General features: G+C 66.2%; 18 protein-coding genes and 1 pseudogene. 5 read left to right on the top strand and 14 right to left on the bottom strand.

Annotated elements, in window-relative coordinates; genetic code table 11:
• Nucleotides 1-18: 18 nt before the first annotated feature.
• From ACFP3H_RS08140 to ACFP3H_RS08155, 4 genes are read right to left on the bottom strand one after another with little or no spacing between them, the layout of a single operon-like run.
• Complete coding sequence (locus ACFP3H_RS08140) at nucleotides 19-765, bottom strand: ESX secretion-associated protein EspG (RefSeq protein WP_378601868.1); 747 nt, start codon at nucleotides 763-765, stop codon at nucleotides 19-21.
• An 8-nt stretch (nucleotides 766-773) separates the two neighbouring features.
• A complete protein-coding gene (locus tag ACFP3H_RS08145; protein WP_378601871.1) occupies nucleotides 774-2117 on the bottom strand; it encodes a hypothetical protein in 1344 nt (447 codons plus the stop codon).
• Nucleotides 2117-2494, bottom strand: a complete 378-nt coding sequence (locus ACFP3H_RS08150; protein WP_378601874.1) for a hypothetical protein — start codon at nucleotides 2492-2494, stop codon at nucleotides 2117-2119. The genes ACFP3H_RS08145 and ACFP3H_RS08150 overlap by 1 nt, the downstream gene beginning before the upstream one ends.
• A 15-nt stretch (nucleotides 2495-2509) precedes the next feature.
• Complete coding sequence (locus tag ACFP3H_RS08155) at nucleotides 2510-3037, bottom strand: DUF3558 domain-containing protein (RefSeq protein WP_378601877.1); 528 nt, start codon at nucleotides 3035-3037, stop codon at nucleotides 2510-2512.
• Between the two features lie 323 nt (nucleotides 3038-3360).
• Between ACFP3H_RS08155 and ACFP3H_RS08160 the strand changes: the two are divergent.
• Nucleotides 3361-3742: pseudogene (locus ACFP3H_RS08160) on the top strand (transposase family protein); the annotation flags it as partial.
• Nucleotides 3743-3849: 107 nt separating this feature from the next.
• Here the strand turns inward: ACFP3H_RS08160 and ACFP3H_RS08165 are convergent.
• From ACFP3H_RS08165 to nrdF, 3 genes are all read right to left on the bottom strand, one after another.
• Nucleotides 3850-4485: a hypothetical protein gene (locus ACFP3H_RS08165; RefSeq protein WP_378601880.1), complete on the bottom strand. Its 636-nt coding sequence runs from the start codon at nucleotides 4483-4485 to the stop codon at nucleotides 3850-3852.
• Nucleotides 4482-5006, bottom strand: coding sequence for a hypothetical protein (locus tag ACFP3H_RS08170; protein ID WP_378601883.1), 525 nt, complete (start codon nucleotides 5004-5006; stop codon nucleotides 4482-4484). The genes ACFP3H_RS08165 and ACFP3H_RS08170 overlap by 4 nt, the downstream gene beginning before the upstream one ends.
• Nucleotides 5007-5173: 167 nt before the next feature.
• Nucleotides 5174-6136, bottom strand: a complete 963-nt coding sequence (nrdF, locus tag ACFP3H_RS08175) for a class 1b ribonucleoside-diphosphate reductase subunit beta (protein ID WP_378601886.1) — start codon at nucleotides 6134-6136, stop codon at nucleotides 5174-5176.
• Between the two features lie 372 nt (nucleotides 6137-6508).
• Here nrdF and ACFP3H_RS08180 point away from each other — a divergent pair, with 372 nt between their 5' ends.
• The gene (locus tag ACFP3H_RS08180) at nucleotides 6509-7492 is read left to right on the top strand and encodes a peptidase (protein WP_378601889.1); all 984 of its coding nucleotides are present in this window, start codon (nucleotides 6509-6511) and stop codon (nucleotides 7490-7492) included.
• Here the strand turns inward: ACFP3H_RS08180 and mgtE are convergent.
• On the bottom strand, nucleotides 7489-8940 hold the full coding sequence (mgtE, locus tag ACFP3H_RS08185) for a magnesium transporter (protein ID WP_378601892.1): 1452 nt from the start codon (nucleotides 8938-8940) through the stop codon (nucleotides 7489-7491). The genes ACFP3H_RS08180 and mgtE overlap by 4 nt on opposite strands.
• Before the next feature lie 509 nt (nucleotides 8941-9449).
• Here mgtE and ACFP3H_RS08190 point away from each other — a divergent pair.
• The 3 genes from ACFP3H_RS08190 to ACFP3H_RS08200 all read left to right on the top strand — a co-directional run bounded on the left by ACFP3H_RS08190 (nucleotide 9450) and on the right by ACFP3H_RS08200 (nucleotide 11618).
• Nucleotides 9450-10442 carry an LLM class F420-dependent oxidoreductase gene (locus tag ACFP3H_RS08190; protein WP_378601895.1) on the top strand — a complete coding sequence of 331 codons (993 nt, stop codon included), beginning with the start codon at nucleotides 9450-9452 and terminating at the stop codon, nucleotides 10440-10442.
• Between the two features lie 86 nt (nucleotides 10443-10528).
• Entirely contained in the window at nucleotides 10529-11092 is a 564-nt protein-coding gene (locus ACFP3H_RS08195; RefSeq protein WP_378601898.1) for a hypothetical protein, read from the top strand.
• Between the two features lie 82 nt (nucleotides 11093-11174).
• Complete coding sequence (locus ACFP3H_RS08200; protein ID WP_378601901.1) at nucleotides 11175-11618, top strand: RDD family protein; 444 nt, start codon at nucleotides 11175-11177, stop codon at nucleotides 11616-11618.
• Here the strand turns inward: ACFP3H_RS08200 and ACFP3H_RS08205 are convergent.
• The 6 genes from ACFP3H_RS08205 to nrdH all read right to left on the bottom strand — a co-directional run bounded on the left by ACFP3H_RS08205 (nucleotide 11615) and on the right by nrdH (nucleotide 16929).
• Nucleotides 11615-12097, bottom strand: coding sequence for a DUF3558 family protein (locus ACFP3H_RS08205; RefSeq protein ID WP_378601904.1), 483 nt, complete (start codon nucleotides 12095-12097; stop codon nucleotides 11615-11617). The genes ACFP3H_RS08200 and ACFP3H_RS08205 overlap by 4 nt on opposite strands.
• Before the next feature lie 156 nt (nucleotides 12098-12253).
• Nucleotides 12254-13318, bottom strand: a complete 1065-nt coding sequence (locus tag ACFP3H_RS08210) for an AAA family ATPase (RefSeq protein ID WP_378601907.1) — start codon at nucleotides 13316-13318, stop codon at nucleotides 12254-12256.
• A complete protein-coding gene (pnuC, locus tag ACFP3H_RS08215) occupies nucleotides 13315-13950 on the bottom strand; it encodes a nicotinamide riboside transporter PnuC (protein ID WP_378601910.1) in 636 nt (211 codons plus the stop codon). Before pnuC ends, ACFP3H_RS08210 begins: the two co-directional genes overlap by 4 nt.
• Nucleotides 13951-14053: 103 nt before the next feature.
• On the bottom strand, nucleotides 14054-16159 hold the full coding sequence (gene nrdE / locus ACFP3H_RS08220; RefSeq protein ID WP_378602620.1) for a class 1b ribonucleoside-diphosphate reductase subunit alpha: 2106 nt from the start codon (nucleotides 16157-16159) through the stop codon (nucleotides 14054-14056).
• 35 nt (nucleotides 16160-16194) lie between these two features.
• Entirely contained in the window at nucleotides 16195-16665 is a 471-nt protein-coding gene (gene nrdI / locus ACFP3H_RS08225; RefSeq protein WP_378601913.1) for a class Ib ribonucleoside-diphosphate reductase assembly flavoprotein NrdI, read from the bottom strand.
• Between the two features lie 30 nt (nucleotides 16666-16695).
• Entirely contained in the window at nucleotides 16696-16929 is a 234-nt protein-coding gene (gene nrdH, locus ACFP3H_RS08230) for a glutaredoxin-like protein NrdH (RefSeq protein ID WP_378601916.1), read from the bottom strand.
• Nucleotides 16930-16985: the final 56 nt, after the last annotated feature.

Genomic DNA, 16985 nt, shown 5'->3' on the forward strand with positions numbered 1-16985 from the left:
GACTATCCCCTCGGTGATTCAGTGTGGCAGGTAGGTGCCGTCGCGGGTGGCGGTGACGGATTCGGTGATCATGATGGACAGGGTCTTGGAAACACGGTGTGGGGCAGCGGGTTTGACGGTGAGGGTGCGGTTTCCGTAGACGACGTAGCGGCCGTTGTCGGTGACATCGTGGAGTTGGAAGTCGTCGCGGCCCTCGGTGTGGCGGTTGTCGACGCTGCCGTAGTGGTAGACGCCGATGTGGTAGATGGCGTCCATCGGGCGGGTGAAGAAGTGCTCGAACTGTTCGCGTGGGGTCGGTCGCCACGGGTCGCGGACCGGTGGACGCGGTTCGTCGAGGACGGCGGCGGTGACCGCGATCGGGTCGCCGGTGCCTGCCGCCCGGTCGGGAAGGGCGGCGAGCACGCGCTCGGCCAGTTCGTCAGCGGCCGACAGCGTCAGCGTCACCTCACCGCCGGTGCCGTCGGGCCCTGGCTGCTGCACCGCCGCCGCGGCGAGATCGTCGAGGACCGCGCCGTGCGCGCCCGCTGTCCGGGTGCGGCCCGCGAAACCGGCGAGTTCGACTCTGGCCTGCGGTGCGAGCAGGATGCGCACGGCATGTTCGAGTTCGGAATCCAGTTGCGGTGCAAGGGTTTCGGCTGCTCGCTGACGTGCTTGCATCACGTCGGAGTGCGCTTCCTGCCGCAGCGGGTACGGGAGCACGTCGCGGCCGGTGACCTCCCACAGCGTGCGGAATTCCAGGGCGCTGAAACGCCAGGATCGGATCATGGGAACTCCTAGCTACCGATCACCGGGGGCACGGTTTTGGGCAGGTCGTCCAGGCCGGTCAGTTCGTTGCCGTTGGCCTGGTTGATGAGGTAGTCGGGGACGCCCTTGGCTTCCTCGTCCTCGCCCTTGCCGCGTCCGGCACCGGGTGCGCCCATGCCGCCCATCCCGGCTCGGCCCGCGCTCGAACCGGCCGCTGTGCCCGCTCCCGCACGGGCCGCGGCCAGGCCGGAACCGGGAGTGCCCGGCACCGCGGCACCAGGCGATCCGCCACCACTTCCGCCCGCGCCGGCACCGCCACCGGCGCCCAGGCCGGAACCCGGGCCGCCGCCGGGTGAGCCGACGTTGGGGGTGGTCGGGGTGTTGGGAGTTCCCGCGGCGGCGGTCTCCGGGGACGATTGCGGCGTGGTGTCACCGCCGGGATCCTGCGAATCCTGGTCTTGGGTGGTGTCGTCGGGCTGTTGCGAATTCTGCGGCGCGTTCTGGCCTTCGTCGGGTATCACCGTGGCGGGCTGTGTGCCGTCAGGAGTTTCGCTCGCGGGCCGAGTCCCGGCGCCACCGGTAGAACCGCCGCCACCGCCGTTGCCGCCACCGCCGTCGGGAACGCCGCCGTCGGATCCGATCGGCTTCGGCAGCGGAATCACCGGCACGTCGGCATCGGATTCACGTACCACCGGCGCATACACCGTGCGCAGGACCCGACGCGCCTCGGTGGCCGCGTTCGCTTCGGCGACATCGTCGTTGCGCCACCCCCGCCCGACCACCCACGAGCGGGCGTTGTCGATCCCGCTGCGGTGCTCGGGGGCGTGCGGGACGAGTTCCTTGGTCGGTTCGAGCCCGGTCAGCAACTCGTCGATCTTGTTGCCGGTCAGCGCCGAGGCGGAGCTCACGCGCGCGCCCATCGCCTGATAGTCGGCGACGGTCTGCGCCGCCGCGTCGGCCGTCGCGCCGCGCCACACCTGCGGGTCGGTGCCGCGCGCGATCTGGCTCTGAAAGTCGGTGAGCGAGGTCGAGTTTCGTTCGGTGATCTTCTTCCACGCATCGCTGAGATTGCGCACCGCCGCGAGATCGATCTTGTCGACCTTGGCCCGCAGCGCCGCGACATCACCCTCGAAATCCTCGGGGCTGAGCACTTCCAGCGGCCGGTAGGCGCCGTCGTAGCCGAGCTCTCCGACCCGACCACGGACCGAGTCGCGCAGGTTGTTGTAGCGGTCCTGCACGGTCGCGGCATCGACGGTGTCCTCGGGCTCACCGCCGCCGATCAGGTTGGTCAGGCCGTTCATCATGCGTGCCCCGAGACCGTCCATCTCGGTGGTACCGCGCATGAACGGGTTCGGATTCGAGGCCGGGTACATCAGCCGAGCTGCTCGGTGGGGTAGGCGAGGGCATCGGCGTTGGCGACGTCCTGGCCGGTGATGCGGCGGAAGGAGATCTCGAAGACCTCACGCAGCTCTTTGACGACCTCGATATCTTTCCTGATCACCGCGTCGATGGAATTCGGTTCGCCAGTTGCCTGGAGGAGGAACTTCTTCTCGAGGTCGCGGCCAATGTTGAAGTCGCCGAAACCGGTGACACGCTCGGCATTGCGCGCGAGCGTGAGCAGTTCACGAAGGTCACTCAACCGCAGATCACACGCCTTGTAACAGTGGTAAGCGGCGGCTTCATCATCCAGGTAGACCTCCCCTGCCTTGGCCTGTGCCAGTAGCTGGCTGTATGCGGTTTGTTCGCTCACATTGTCCTCCCCAGATCAGTTCGGAAACATCGGTACAAGAACCTCGCCGACCTGCCGCATATACGAACACGGGTCATCAAGCTCTTCGGGTTCGAGGACGGGACTGTTCAAGATGCCGATCCCCACAACGCCCTGCTGTGCGGAAAACACCACATCGCACGCGAGGTCCATCGAAGCTCCCTCGACCCGGTACTGCCGACCGGTCCGACCAGCGAACGTCACATCACGAAAGTCGACGTAACCCGGCTTCTGCTCGAACTCCGCCACCGTACGACCAGTGGAAAACACCGTGAGGTGGTACTTGTCGCCCTTCCAAGTACACATCTCCCACCCCGACTGATGCACCCCACCGATCCCACTCTCCTCGGTCGCGGGATCAACCCCCGACACTCGCAACGCATCATCGGAAATCTGCGAACACGGATCCCACAACGCAACCGGAGCACTACTGGTCGCCACCGGCGTCCCCGACTCACCATCACACCCCACCAGCACCCCGGCCACAACAACACCGATCACCAACGACCCGAGAACGCGCCTCATCCCCACCCCTCGCGTGCGACAACAATCCACGGGGCAGTGTAGTGCACACAGCCTGACCACCCGCCAGCCAACCAGAACCGCCCGATCCACCGGAGTTCACGAGCGAATCCGCGCCGCAGAGGCTCGGAGCGCGGGGGTCTACCCAGCGATGCTCGGGACTCAGAACAGATCGAAAGGTTGAAGTTCCACTGGCACAACGGAGCCCGAGTGCGGAGCACGATCTGGTCGATCTTGCGTTCGGGACTACCGCGACTGAGCGGAGTGCCGCCGTCCACGGCCACCGAACTCTTCGGCGAATGAGCGTTTCCGAGTAGCGGGTCGGGCGTGCGCTGACCTGCGTGGAGCAGGCAGTGCTCGCGTTGCGCTGGTTCTGCGACGCCACCCGAGTCGAGCAACTCGCTTCTGGACAACGGAATCGGCCTGACTACCGCATACGACGCGCTCCACGAGGTGATCGACACCCTCGCCGCGCGAGCGCCATCGCTGCACAACGCTCTTCTAGCAGCGAAAGCTGCTGGACACGAGCATATTTCACTCGACGGAACACTGATCCGCAAACATCACGCCCACGGCGGCAACATCCAGGTTGTCACCGCCCCGGATGGATGGCCGATCTGGACCTCGCCGGTGTTACCCGGCCGCACGCACGACGTGACCGCATTGCGCGCTCACTCCGGTCTGCTCGACGCGGTCATCGACTGGACCGGCGACGGCACGTGGCGGACCAGCGCGATCGTCGCGACTGCCCTGGTGTTGCTGCACCACCGACACCGCCGAACGACCTGACCGCGACACGCCGCTACTCGGAAGGCTCAGTCACCGCCCCCCGATGGCAACGCTGCCCGAAATTTGGGATGCGCGCGGACAAACGCGAACTCGTCGCCGTCGATCGGACGGAATGTCACCGGCTCCGACTCACGCTTGTACAACCACACCGCCACGACCATCCCGATCGGCACAGAGCCAGGAAAGAAGCCCCAAATCAGCGGCTGCACATAGGCGAAGTCAGCCTTGAAGCCAGCCCACGCCGCCGCGATCAAGACCGTCAGTACGGCAAAGTTCGCAACCATGACCGCGATCAGGAGCCGAGCGACTTGGCGTTTTCTTCGCCCGGCCTGCGTGCACCGATCGCACACCGGCCACTGGCCGACAAGGATTGTCGAGATCGGTGCGATGCGCGGCGGCCGCCCCTCGGCACTCGCATGCGGCGATCGGGGGTGACGCTTCGTGTCATAGAAAATGACCCGAATGGGCTTGCGGGAGACCGCTGACTGTCCATGCGCGCTGCACACGTCCGGAAGTTGCTCAGCGATCTCGAGCTCCAGCGGTTCGACGGTGCGCCGATCATCTTTGAGATAGAGCATGCGAGTCAGCGGCAGCGGCTTCTGGCATCGGCGTATGCCAATCCTTGCGTCGCCTTCAGCCGTGTACTGCCGCTGATAGCTCACCGCAACCATCCGTTCCGATTGCGCTCCTGGTAGTAGCTTTCGTCGTCGTCTAGTTCATCGGGTGTGACGACGCGGTCGCGGTTAGGCTTGCGCGTTCCAGGGATAAGGTGGCTCGCGGGCTCAGCGGGGCTGGGCGACACGGCATGTACCTGGGTCGTCTGCGGTTGCGCGGGCGCTTCGCTGTGTTCGGTTTCCTGGGTGGCTTCGCCCCCTGGGCCGTTGCTGCGGTAGCGTTCGAGTACCGCTTCGCCCGCGTTCGCGAGCTCCTGCAGCTCCTGCGGAGTCTTTTTCGCGATGTCCGCGACAACTGACGGCATTACCGCGTCGCTGAGACGCGCCAAGCCCTCACTTCGTGCGAGATCACGCAAGCTCCCCTTCCCATCGCGGATTTCTTGCAACTGCTTTTTCAGATCACGGTCGCTCGTGCTCTCCGCGAGTATCTTCAATGCCTTGGAAAGATGCCGCGACATACCGACATCACCATCAACGAGGTCGAGCATCGGTTCATTATCGCGCTTCATGCCGAGACCCCCGGATGGTCAGCCGAAGCGGTAGCGGCCCAAGGCTTCCCGCGCACCAACTAGCCGGTGTCAGCAGCGTCAGCCCCGATCACCGACGACCCCCATCAACGTGAATTCGCGGGCGAGTCCAGCTCGCCCGCGAATTCACCGGTCCGTGCGGGGGCGTCTCAGAACTCCCAGTCCTCGTCCTCGGTGTTGATCGCCTTGCCGATGACATAGCTCGAACCCGAGCCGGAGAAGAAGTCGTGGTTCTCGTCGGCGTTGGGGGAAAGGGCCGAGAGGATGGCCGGGTTCACGTCGCACTCGTCCTTCGGGAACAGGCCCTCGTAGCCGAGGTTCATCAGCGCTTTGTTCGCGTTGTAGCGCAGGAACTTCTTGACGTCCTCGGTGAGGCCGACCTCGTCGTAGAGGTCCTGGGTGTAGTCGACCTCGTTGTCGTAGAGCTCGAAGAGCAGCTCGAAGGTGTAGTTCTTGAGCTCGTCGCGCTCGGCCTGGGTGACCTGCTCGAGGCCCTTCTGGTACTTGTAGCCGATGTAGTAGCCGTGCACGGCCTCGTCGCGGATGATCAGCCGGATCATGTCGGCGGTGTTGGTGAGCTTGGCCCGCGAGGACCAGTGCATCGGCAGGTAGAAGCCGGAGTAGAACAGGAAGCTCTCGAGCAGCGTGGAGGCCACCTTGCGCTTGAGCGGGTCGTCACCGTTGTAGTACGACAGGACGATCTCGGCCTTGCGCTGCAGGTTGCGGTTCTCCTCCGACCAGCGGAACGCCTCGTCGATCTCCTTGGTGGAGCACAGGGTGGAGAAGATGGAGCTGTAGCTCTTGGCGTGCACCGACTCCATGAACGCGATGTTGGTGTACACCGCCTGCTCGTGGGGGGTGATCGCGTCGGGGATCAGCGAGACCGCGCCGACGGTGCCCTGGATGGTGTCGAGCAGCGTCAGGCCGGTGAAAACCCGCATGGTGAGCTGCTTCTCGTCCGCGGTCAGCGTGTTCCACGACGGGATGTCGTTGGACACCGGGACCTTCTCGGGCAACCAGAAGTTACCGGTCAGCCGATCCCAGACCTCGGCGTCCTTCTCATCGGGCACCCGATTCCAGTTGATGGCCGACGCTCGATCGATGAGCTTCATTCCGCTTCCACACCCTTCCGCCAGACCTGTACACGCATCCCGAACACTACTACTTCTAGTAGGTGATAGCGCCCACCGACACAACAGCTTGTGTTGACACGCGTCGAATCGAACAGCATCACCAGTACCAGCGCATCACACACGCGGCCCCTATTGTGCGGCACGCGCGCCGCCGCGCCACCATCGCCCGCACAGTGACTCCCGACATGGGCGAGCACCCTCGACCCCACCGGTGAGCGGCGCCACCCGAAGTCATGAGCACAACGTTCTGAGAACGACCCGCGCCGATGTTTGCGTGAATGTTGCCGACGCGGGCAGACTCGGTGGGCGGGCGCGGGTCCGGGCCCGGATCTGCCGAGGACAGGGGTGCGGATGGTTCGCAGAATGGCGTTGGCCGCTGTCGCGTTGCTCGTCTGTGCCGGGTGCGGGGGTGGCGACGGCGACGAAGGCAAACCGCCCGACTACGCGACGCTGCCCCCACCGCCCGCGCCGGTGATCCCGGCCCAGCCGCCGGAGTTCTGGTCGCAGGCGCCGCAGAATCCGCAGCAGAGCGACGCGGTCGCCCAGGCGACCCGCCAGGTCGACGTGTGCGCGGTGCTGCCGCGCGAAACCCTCGCCACGGTCGGCCAGGTCAAGAGCGTGACCGTGGGGTTGGACTCCTGCCGGGCCGTGCTCGGCAACAAGGACGTCGAGGACACCACCCTGACCTGGCACGCCACCCTGCTGCCCCGGTTGGGCTCGGCCGGTCGTGGCGTCACCACCCAGGTCGGCGCGGCGAGTGTGCGCACGGTGCCCGACCGCGACAAGGGCGAACCGCGCGCATGCGGGGCGACCGCCTTCTTCCCCGCGGGCGCGGCCTTCTATATCGGCCTGTCCACCCCGGGCAAGAACCCGTGCACCGTCGCCGACCAACTCATGCCGGGCATGGTCGATCGCTGGTTGCAGTCACCAGCCCAGGGCACCTCCCCCGACACCGCACCGACCGTGCTGCTCGGCGCCGACCCGTGCACGGTCCGCTCGAAGCTGGCCGGCGCGGTCCCCGACCCCGAGCAGCGCCTCACCCAGTGCCTGTTCAACTATCGCGGCGAGAAGATCACCGTGAGCTACGAGTACCGCGTGCCGGAGTACCTGGCCGCCAACAGCACCGAGGACCACATCGACGGCCGCACCGTGCACCGCTCGGTCTCGGTCTACGACAGCTCGATCCCGATCTACACCGCGGCCGTCGGCCCGGAACTGCCCGCCGAATCCACCTCGTTCGGCAGGCGCATCCCGGTCGTCGAGGTGGTCTCCAGCACCGACGACGTCGGCAAGGACGTCATGGCGCAGGCGCTCACCCTGTTCCCCGAGCGTTAGATCCCCAGCACCAGTTTCGCGGTGGTGAAGTAGATGATCAGCCCGGTCGCGTCGACCAGGGTGGTCACCATCGGCGCCGACACCACCGCGGGGTCGATGCGGAATCGCTTGGCCACCAACGGCATCGTGCCGCCGATGGTCGCGGCCCACCCGCAGATGATCACCAGGGTGATGGACACGACGATCGCGATCTTCGGCCCGACGAACACCGTGCCGATGAGCAGCCCGGCCGCGGCCAGCATGGCGCCGAGCACCAGCCCGACCCGACACTCGCGCCAGATCACCTTGAACAGATCCGAGACCCGCACCTCACCGACCGCCAGCGCGCGCACGCACGCCGTCGCGGCCTGAGCGCCGGCGTTGCCGCCCGCGCCGATCAGCAGCGGGATGAACAGCGCCAGGCTCGCCGCCTGCTCGAGCGTGGTGGCGAACATGTCGGTGACGCTCACCGTCAGCGTCGCCGCGAACAGCAGCAGCATCAACCACAGCGCCCGGTAGCGCGCCAGCTGGAACACCTTGGCGGCCATGTAGTGGCCCTCCCACGGCGCCGAACCGGCCTGCTTGGCCACGTCCTCGCTGTCGGCGGCTTCCAGGACCTCCATCGCGTCGTCGATGGTGAGCAGGCCGACCACGCGGTCCTCGCTGTCGACGACCACCAGGTTGATGAGGTTGGTGGAACTCATCAGCCGGGCGGCCTTCTCCGCGGAGTCGGTGGCGCGCACGAACGGCGGTTCGGTGACCACGAGTTCGGCGACCATCGCGTCGGGTTCGTGCAGCACCAGCTCGCGCAGTTCGACGATGCCGGTGAGGCGGCGGCCGCGATCGACCACGGGCAGGGTGTAGACGGTCTCGGCGTTGGCGCCCTTGGCCCGCACCACGCCCAGTGCCTGCGCGACGGTCAAATTGTCCGGCAGCGCAACGACTTCCGGCGTCATGTAGAGGCCGACCGAGTCCTCGGGGTAGCCGAGCAGCGTGGCCGTCATCCGCCGCTCGCGCGGGCTCAGCCCGGCCAGGACCTTCTTGGCGACCTTGGCGGGCGCCTCGTGCAGCATCCGGGCGCGGTCGTCGGGGTCCATCGCCTCGACCAGATCGCGAAAGCTCTTCTCGCGCAGGCCCTGCAGGATCTGCTGCTGGTCGATCGGCTCGAGCTCCTCGAACACGCTCAGCGCGCGTTCCTTGTCGAGCAGGCGGAACACGACCCCGGCCTGCACGGCGTCCATGCGGGCCAGCGCGTCGGCGATGACGTGCGGCGGGCGGTTCTCGAGCCAGTCGGGCCCGCCACAGGCCACGCGATGGGTTTCGACGATGTCACGCACCGACTCGGACAGGATCGCCAGCGCCTCGGTGACCGCGTGATCTTCGACGGCCGAGCGCTGCGGCGAAACCTGTTCGGGCACAACGGTTTCAGTGGGGACGTGACGGGGTTCTACGAGATCGATGTTCGACATGAGAGAGTCCTCTGACGCAACAGCGGGCACACCTGTGGCACAGGATGCGAAGAAGTGGAACGGATGACGGTTCGTTCACACCGCGAGGCGTCCACCACCGAGGCCGACACGCATCAGGGACCGATCGGGTGGATCAGCGAGTGTGATGCGAGGACGAAGGGGCGACGCCGCGCGGCCTTCGACTGGGGGGTTCGTTGCGCATCGCAACCCCACCTCCTCACAGTCGCCGCAGCTCAACCCGCGGAATGGCCGGCATACCCGCTACGGGCACACCCTTCTGTCCGCAGCCTACAGGTGCTGGGCCCAGGTTTCACGTTCGGCGCGCGTACCACCGGTCACAATAGGGGCGGCGATGGTTCCGACCGGGAGGGCTTTCGGCACATAACCCCCGGTCGGGGATTCGGCGCGGGGCGCGCGCAATAGTTGTCTGAGCGCGCAGAAGTGGAACAGTGGAAAGCGACAGCCGCGGCGAGTGGCGCCGCTCGAGTTCTAGACACTCAGGAGAAATTGTGCGCTTCGGCATCTTCGTCCCCCAAGGTTGGCGGCTCGACCTCGTCGGCATCGAACCGGCCGACCAGTGGGCGGTGATGCGCGATCTGGCCCAGCGGTTCGACGCCGGCACCGACTGGGAGTCGATCTGGGTCTACGACCACTTCCACACCGTGCCCATCCCCACCGACGAGGCCACCCACGAGGCGTGGACGCTCATGTCGGCGTTCGCGGCCACCACCTCGCGGGTGCGGCTGGGGCAGATGTGTACTGCGGTGAGCTACCGCAACCCCGCCTACCTGGCCAAGGTCGCCGCCACCGTCGACATCATCTCCGGCGGTCGGGTGGAGATGGGCATCGGCGGCGGCTGGTACGAACACGAGTGGCGCGCTTACGGTTACGGGTTCCCCTCCGCCGGTGAACGACTGGGCCGCCTCGACGAGGGCGTGCAGATCTTCCGGCAGGCGTGGCAGACCGGTCGGGCCACCCTCGACGGCAAGTACTACCAGGTCGACGACGCGATCGTGCACCCACGTCCGTTGCAGGAGAACGGGATTCCGATCTGGGTCGCCGGTGGCGGCGAGAAGAAGACGCTGCGCATCGCGGCCAAGTACGCCGACTACACCAACTTCAGCGGCGAACCCGAGGAGTTCGCCCGCAAGTCCGAGATCCTGCGCACCCACTGCGCCGAGGTCGGCACCGATTTCGCCGCCATCACCCGCAGCTCGAACTTCAACGCGGTAGTCGGCACCACCGAAACCGAAGTGCAGGAACGCCTCTCGGCCATCATCGACCGCCTCACCCCCTACCTCGGCCCCGACGACGCCAAAGCCCGCGTCCACGAGCAGTACGCGAACAGCGCCGCCGTCGGCACCCCCGAACAGATCGTCGAACGCCTCACCGCCATCAAGGATCTCGGCCTCGACTACGCGATCCTGAACTTCCCCGAAGCCGCCTACGACACCTCCGGCATCGAACTCTTCGAACGCGAGGTGATCCCCGCCCTGAGGTAGTCGCATCCCCGCTGGTTCGCTGACTGCGTGCGGTCCGGGATTCGCCGCTAAGATACGGCGAGTTCCACAGAGGGGGATCGGATCAAGTGAGCAATCCGTACGGGCCGTACCAACCCGGTGTTCCGCCGCATCAGCAGCAACCCGCGTACCAGCCGTACCCGATGCCGGTGCCCGCGCCCAGCGGCGGCACCGGCATCACCGCGGGCGTCCTGGCCCTGCTCGGCGGACTCGCCAATCTCGGCTTCGGCCTGTTCATGGTCGTGATGTTCGCGGCCCTCGGGAACAATGTCGACTTCCAGCGTGGCTTCGAGGACGCGGGTGGCACCGACGAGATGGTGGTGGCGGTGATGATCACCGGTGTCGTGCTCATCGTCTGCGGCGCGGTTCTGCTGGTCGGCGCGATCATGCTGTTCCAGCGCAGTATCGTCGGTCGCGGCGTGGTTGTCGCCGGGTGCGCGCTGTCGATCCTCGGCTCCCTCGCGAGCTTGATCTTCGGCGCCGCGGTCGGCGAGATCGCCCCGGGCTCCAGCTGCGGCGTGATCTTCCCGATCATCACCATCGTGCTGGCCCTGCTGCCGTCGACGACCCAGTGGATTCGGGCCAAACACGCCCCGACCCAGCCCACCTACCCCGGGCCGTACTACGGCTGACCGAGCCGCCGAAGCCGATCATCGGCCCACCCGACAGCGTGCGGCCGACGTCGGTGAAAGCCGAAAGTCTTAGCGTGCGGCCATGAGTGATCAGAGTCGGGTCGACACCACAGCGCTGGAGCGCCGATACGGCCGCCGGGCGGATGGCAGCCTGCGGCTCGGGCGACGGGCGGACGATCCGCCTGACCGCTTCCGTTGCGATCTGCGGGCCGAGGGACCACGGGCGGGAATCGTCCCCGCGTTCCTGGTCGACGTGGTGTCGCACCTCGCCATCGGCGTCGCCGTGTGGTGGGCACTGGACTCGGTCGGCTCGAGCTGGGCGCTCCCCGTCGGCTTCCTGGCCTGGATCGGCGCCTCGTTCACGCATCGCGTCGTGGTCCAGCGCCACACCCACACGACCGCGGGCAAAGCGCTGTTCGGGCTGCGTCTGCGTCATCCCGATGGGAGCCATCCGAGGTTTGGGTGCCTGCTGCGGCTCTGGACGGTCGCCGCGCTCAGCACCTTCACCGCGTTGCTGACCCCCTAGGTGGGGAAGGTCGGCACGATCGAGTCGGCCATGGTTCGGAGGGTGGTGCAGGCGTCTTGGGATGGGTTGCCGGGGTCGTGGACGACGACCATGCGCAGGGCGCCCTGGGCGGCGGGGAACAGGACGTCGCAGGAGGCGGGGGCGGCATTCTGGAGGCGGCGGCCGGTGCGGCCCGCGACCGGGAAATCGGTGAAAGCCGCTTGGCCGGACTCGGTTTCGAACTCGTCGAGGGTTCGGGAGGTCGAGTAGATCCGCAGGTGCGCGCCCTTGCCCGCCCACTCGCACGTCTGCCAGCCCGCGTCCGCCGCACCGGCCTGCACCTTCGTCGCCGGGTCGACGCCCGCCGCCACCAGCGCCGCCGCGCCGACACCCGCGCACGGTTCGAACAACACCGTGGCCGCACGCTCGGTCTCCGAGCATGCGACGAGCGATGCCGCGACCGCTCCCCCGGCCACCATCGCCATGAACGCGCGCCTCATCCGTACCCTCTCACCGTGCCTCGCAAAACGCGGCCACGTTAACAAGGCCGAAGCATCTCGCGCCCGCACGTCACCCGAGACTGGGCGCCTCACCACCGCCAACCCACCACACTTGTGACACACCCACCCCCCACCATCCCGACACTGTGCCGAACTCTAAGCGCGCGCCCGTTCACTTGTGGTGTGATCCGGCAGCGGATCGGCGAGGTCCCACCCGGCAGCCAACAAGTCGTCGACGGCGGCGATCGCGGTGGCGAGGCGCTGTTCGCGCGGACCGGTCAGTGTGACGAACGGGCGGCCGGTGCGGACGAGTTCGGCGCGGAACCGCTCGGTCATCCAGGGCCGCAGATGCTCGCCGTCGCGCAGACCGTCGTCCTCGAACGGCACATCGGTGTGGTCGGTGAGCAACCACAGGTGTTGGCGGTGGGCCGCGACGATGTCGGGGTGGACGACACCGAGATAGCGCTCGTGCCAGATCGTCGTGGCGAAGGCATCGGTGTCGCAGACGAGCAGCGGACCGGTCGCGCGCGCGGCGCGATCCTCGGCGGCCTGCTGTCGCGCGGCGATCAGCGGGAATTCCGGTGCGGTGAACTCGATCTCGGACCAGTGCCCGCCCGGCCCGAGCGCGGCCAGCTTCTGCTCGCTGTATTCGCGACCGTATTCGGGCACATAGCCGGCGCCGTAGTGCTCGGCCAGCGCCACGGCCATGGTGGTCGTGCCGGTGGACTCCGCCCCGAGCACCACCACCCGCTTGGTCAGCGCGGCGCGGACCGGCGCGGACAGGAAGTCCCAGTGCGCGCGGGGATCTCGCCGAATCGCGGTGGCCGAGATCGGATAGCGCTGCCGTAGCGGGTCCACACAGATCGCCGCGGCGCCGAACCGTCGGCCCAACTCCTCGCCGTAGACCTCGGAGGTGAACACCGCGTCGACCGGGTCGGGTACGGCGGCGAAGAACACCGCCATGTGCGCGTCCCAGATGGCGGGGTCGTTGAGATCCATCGGCACATCATCGATGGCACCCACCACGGAAACCCCTGGCTCAGCATGTATTTCGCGCATCCACGCCACCCGGTCGGCGAGCGGGATCGACTCCACCGAGGAGGCGCAGACCAGCACCGTCAGCCGCTCGCACCGGGCCGCGGCGGTGCGGATCAGGTGGTGGTGACCGGCATGCGGCGGATAGAACTTGCCCAGCACCAGCCCGTGCCCGAACCGCGTCATGCCGCCACCACCGCAGGCTCGCGCTCGACCACATCACGGCGCCACGCGATCAACCCGCGCACGCACAGCACCAGGAACCCGCAGTACAGCAGGGCCGTCAGGAACAGCCCCTTGTGCGCGTAGAGCGGGATGTAGACGAGGTCGGCCGCGATCCACAACCACCACGATTCCAGTCGCTTACGGCACTGCCCGTAGGTCGCCATCAGCGACAACGCCGTGGTCAGCGCGTCCCAGAACGGCACGGTCGACTCGGTCGCGGTCGCGAGCAATACGGTGATCGCCGCGGTGCCGAGCGCCCCGCACCCGATCAGCACCACCCATTCGGTCGAGGTGGTGCGCCGCACCGGCAGCGGCGCGGTCGCCGAGGCGCCGTGCACCCACGTCCACCACCCGTACGCCGCCAGCCCGATGAACACGACCTGCAACCCCGCATCGGCGAAAAGCCCCGCCTGCGTGAACAACAGGATGAAGAACACATTGTTGGCGATCCCGATCGGCCAGTTCGCGATGTGCTGGCGCGCCACCAACCACACGCACAGCGCCCCACTGCCGAACCCGAGCACCTCGGTCCAACTCACCGCCGTCCCGAGCACCGTGAACAACGGCTGCTGCAGCGCCGAAACCAGATCCATCTCCCCGACCTCCAATATTAGTCAGGGTGACCATAACCGAAAGGGAGGCGGAACAGCAAGAGGGGCGACCTCCGAATGGAAGTCGCCCCCGATGTGATCTACGTCACAACATGCAGCTGACGCAGCCATCCACCTCAGTGCCTTCGAGGGCCATCTGCCGCAGGCGAATGTAATACAGCGTCTTGATTCCCTTGCGCCACGCGTAGATCTGCGCCTTGTTCAGATCGCGAGTGGTGGCCGTGTCCTTGAAGAACAGCGTCAGCGACAGGCCCTGGTCCACGTGCTGGGTGGCCGCGGCGTAGGTGTCGATGATCTTCTCGTAGCCGATTTCGTAGGCGTCGTCGTAGTACTCGAGATTGTCGTTGTCGAGGTAAGGGGCCGGGTAGTAGACGCGGCCGATCTTGCCTTCCTTGCGGATCTCGATCTTGGACGCCACCGGGTGGATCGAGCTGGTGGAGTGGTTGATGTAGGAGATCGAACCGGTCGGCGGGACGGCCTGCAGGTTCTGGTTGTAGATGCCGAACTCCTGCACCGACGCCTTGAGCTCGCGCCAATCCTCCTGTGTGGGAATGCGAATGCCCGCGTCGGCGAACAGCTGCGCCACCCGGTCGGTCTTGGGCTCCCACGCCTGATCGGTGTACTTGTCGAAGTACTCGCCGCTGGCGTACTGGGAGTCGGCGAACCCACCGAAGGCGGTGCCGCGCTCCTTGGCGATCAGGTTCGAGGCCCGAATCGCGTGGTAGACAACGGTATAGAAGTAGATGTTGGTGAAGTCCACGCCTTCTTCGGAACCGTAGTGGACCCGCTCACGCGCCAGGTACCCGTGCAGGTTCATCTGCCCGAGGCCGATCGCGTGAGATTCGTTGTTGCCCTGCTCGATCGAGGGCACCGAGTAGATGTGGGTCTGATCCGAGACGGCGGTCAGGGCGCGGATCGAGGTCTCGATGGTCTGCCCGAAGTCGGGCGAGTCCATCGCCTTGGCGATGTTGAGCGAACCCAGGTTGCACGAGATGTCCTTGCCCACCTTGGAATACGACAGATCGTCGTTGAATTCCGAGGGGGTGGAGACCTGCAGGATCTCCGAGCACAGGTTCGAGTGGGTGATCTTGCCCTTGATCGGGTTGGCCCGGTTCACCGTGTCCTCGAACATGATGTAGGGGTAGCCCGACTCGAATTGCAGCTCGGCGATGGTCTGGAAGAACTCGCGCGCCTTGATCTTGGACTTGCGAATCCGCTTGTCGTCGACCATCTCGTAGTACTTCTCGCTGACGTTCACATCGGCGAACGGAACCCCGTAGATGCGCTCGACGTCGTAGGGCGAGAACAGGTACATGTCCTCGTTCTTCTTCGCCAGCTCGAAGGTGATGTCCGGGATCACCACACCCAGCGACAGGGTCTTGATCCGGATCTTCTCGTCCGCGTTCTCGCGCTTGGTATCGAGGAAGCGGTAGATATCGGGGTGGTGCGCGTGCAGGTACACCGCGCCCGCCCCCTGCCGCGCACCCAGCTGGTTCGCGTAGGAGAACGAGTCCTCGAGCAACTTCATGATCGGAATAACACCCGACGACTGATTCTCGATCTTCTTGATCGGCGCACCGTGCTCACGAATGTTGCTGAGCAGCAAGGCAACACCGCCACCACGCTTGGACAGCTGCAGCGCGGAGTTGATGGAGCGCCCGATCGACTCCATGTTGTCCTCGATGCGAAGGAGGAAGCAGCTCACCGGCTCGCCGCGCTGCTTCTTGCCGGAGTTGAGGAAGGTCGGGGTGGCGGGCTGGAAGCGGCCGTCGATGATCTCGTCGACCAGCTTGCTCGCGAGCACCTCGTCGCCGGCGGCCAGCGTCAGCGCGACCATCACCACACGGTCCTCGAACCGCTCGAGGTAGCGCTTACCGTCGAAGGTCTTGAGGGTGTAGGAGGTGTAGTACTTGAACGCGCCGAGGAAGGTCGGGAACCGGAACTTCTTGGCGTAGGCCTGCTGGAACAGCTGCTTGACGAAGGGGCGAGCGTACTGGTCGAGTACCTCGGCCTCGTAGTAGTTCTCGTCGACCAGGTAGTCCAGCTTCTCGTCCAGGTTGTGGAAGAAGACGGTGTTCTGGTTGACGTGCTGCAGGAAGTACTGGTGCGCGGCCTCGCGATCCTTGTCGAACTGGATCTCGCCGTTGGGGCCGTACAGGTTCAGCATGGCGTTGAGGGCGTGGTAGTCCATCACCTCGCCCGCGTCGGGTCGCACCGCCGACTGCTCTAGGCGTGCTGACTTTCCTGCCGGTGCTGTGGTTGCTGTTGCCAAAACAATCCCAATCCCTCTCGGACGCGCGCGACGTCCTCAGCGGTTCCCATGAGTTCGAAGCGGTACAGATACGGCACCCCGCATTTTTGCGAGATGATGTCGCCTGCAACGCAATAGGTATCGCCGAAGTTCGTGTTTCCGGCCGCGATCACCCCGCGCAGCAGTGCGCGGTTGTGCGGGTCGTTGAGGAACTTGGCGACTTGCCGCGGAACGAGGTCCTTGTCGGGACGCTGTCCACCCATGACGTGCCGACCGCCCCCGTAGGTGGGGGTGATCAGCACGTAGGGTTCGTCGATCCGCAGCGAATCAGCGGTGTGTAGCGGAAGTCGAGTGGCCGGGAGTGCCAGCTTCTCGACGAAACGATGAGTGTTCTCCGAAGCGCTGGAGAAGTAGACCAGCCCGCCCGGAGTCATCTGCTCGGGCATGGCGCCTCCTTACCGGCGAACCGGCGCGAACTACGCGGCCGCGACGGCGAGCGACTTGATGCGATCGGGGCGGAAGCCCGACCAGTGATCGTCACCGGCGACGACGACCGGCGCCTGCAGGTAGCCCAGCGCCATGACGAAGTCGCGGGCCTCGGCGTTCTCCGAGATGTCGATGATCTCGTAGTCCACCCCGACCTTGTCGAGGGCCTTGTAGGTGGCGTTGCACTGCACGCAAGCGGGCTTGGTGTAGACAGTGATGGTCATGCGGAAGTCTCCCTCTCCGGTGTCTGATCCATGGCCTGCAAACTCCTGGATCCGAC

The organism is Nocardia lasii, assembly GCF_042658545.1.
Taxonomy (GTDB): Bacteria; Actinomycetota; Actinomycetes; order Mycobacteriales; family Mycobacteriaceae; genus Nocardia; species Nocardia lasii.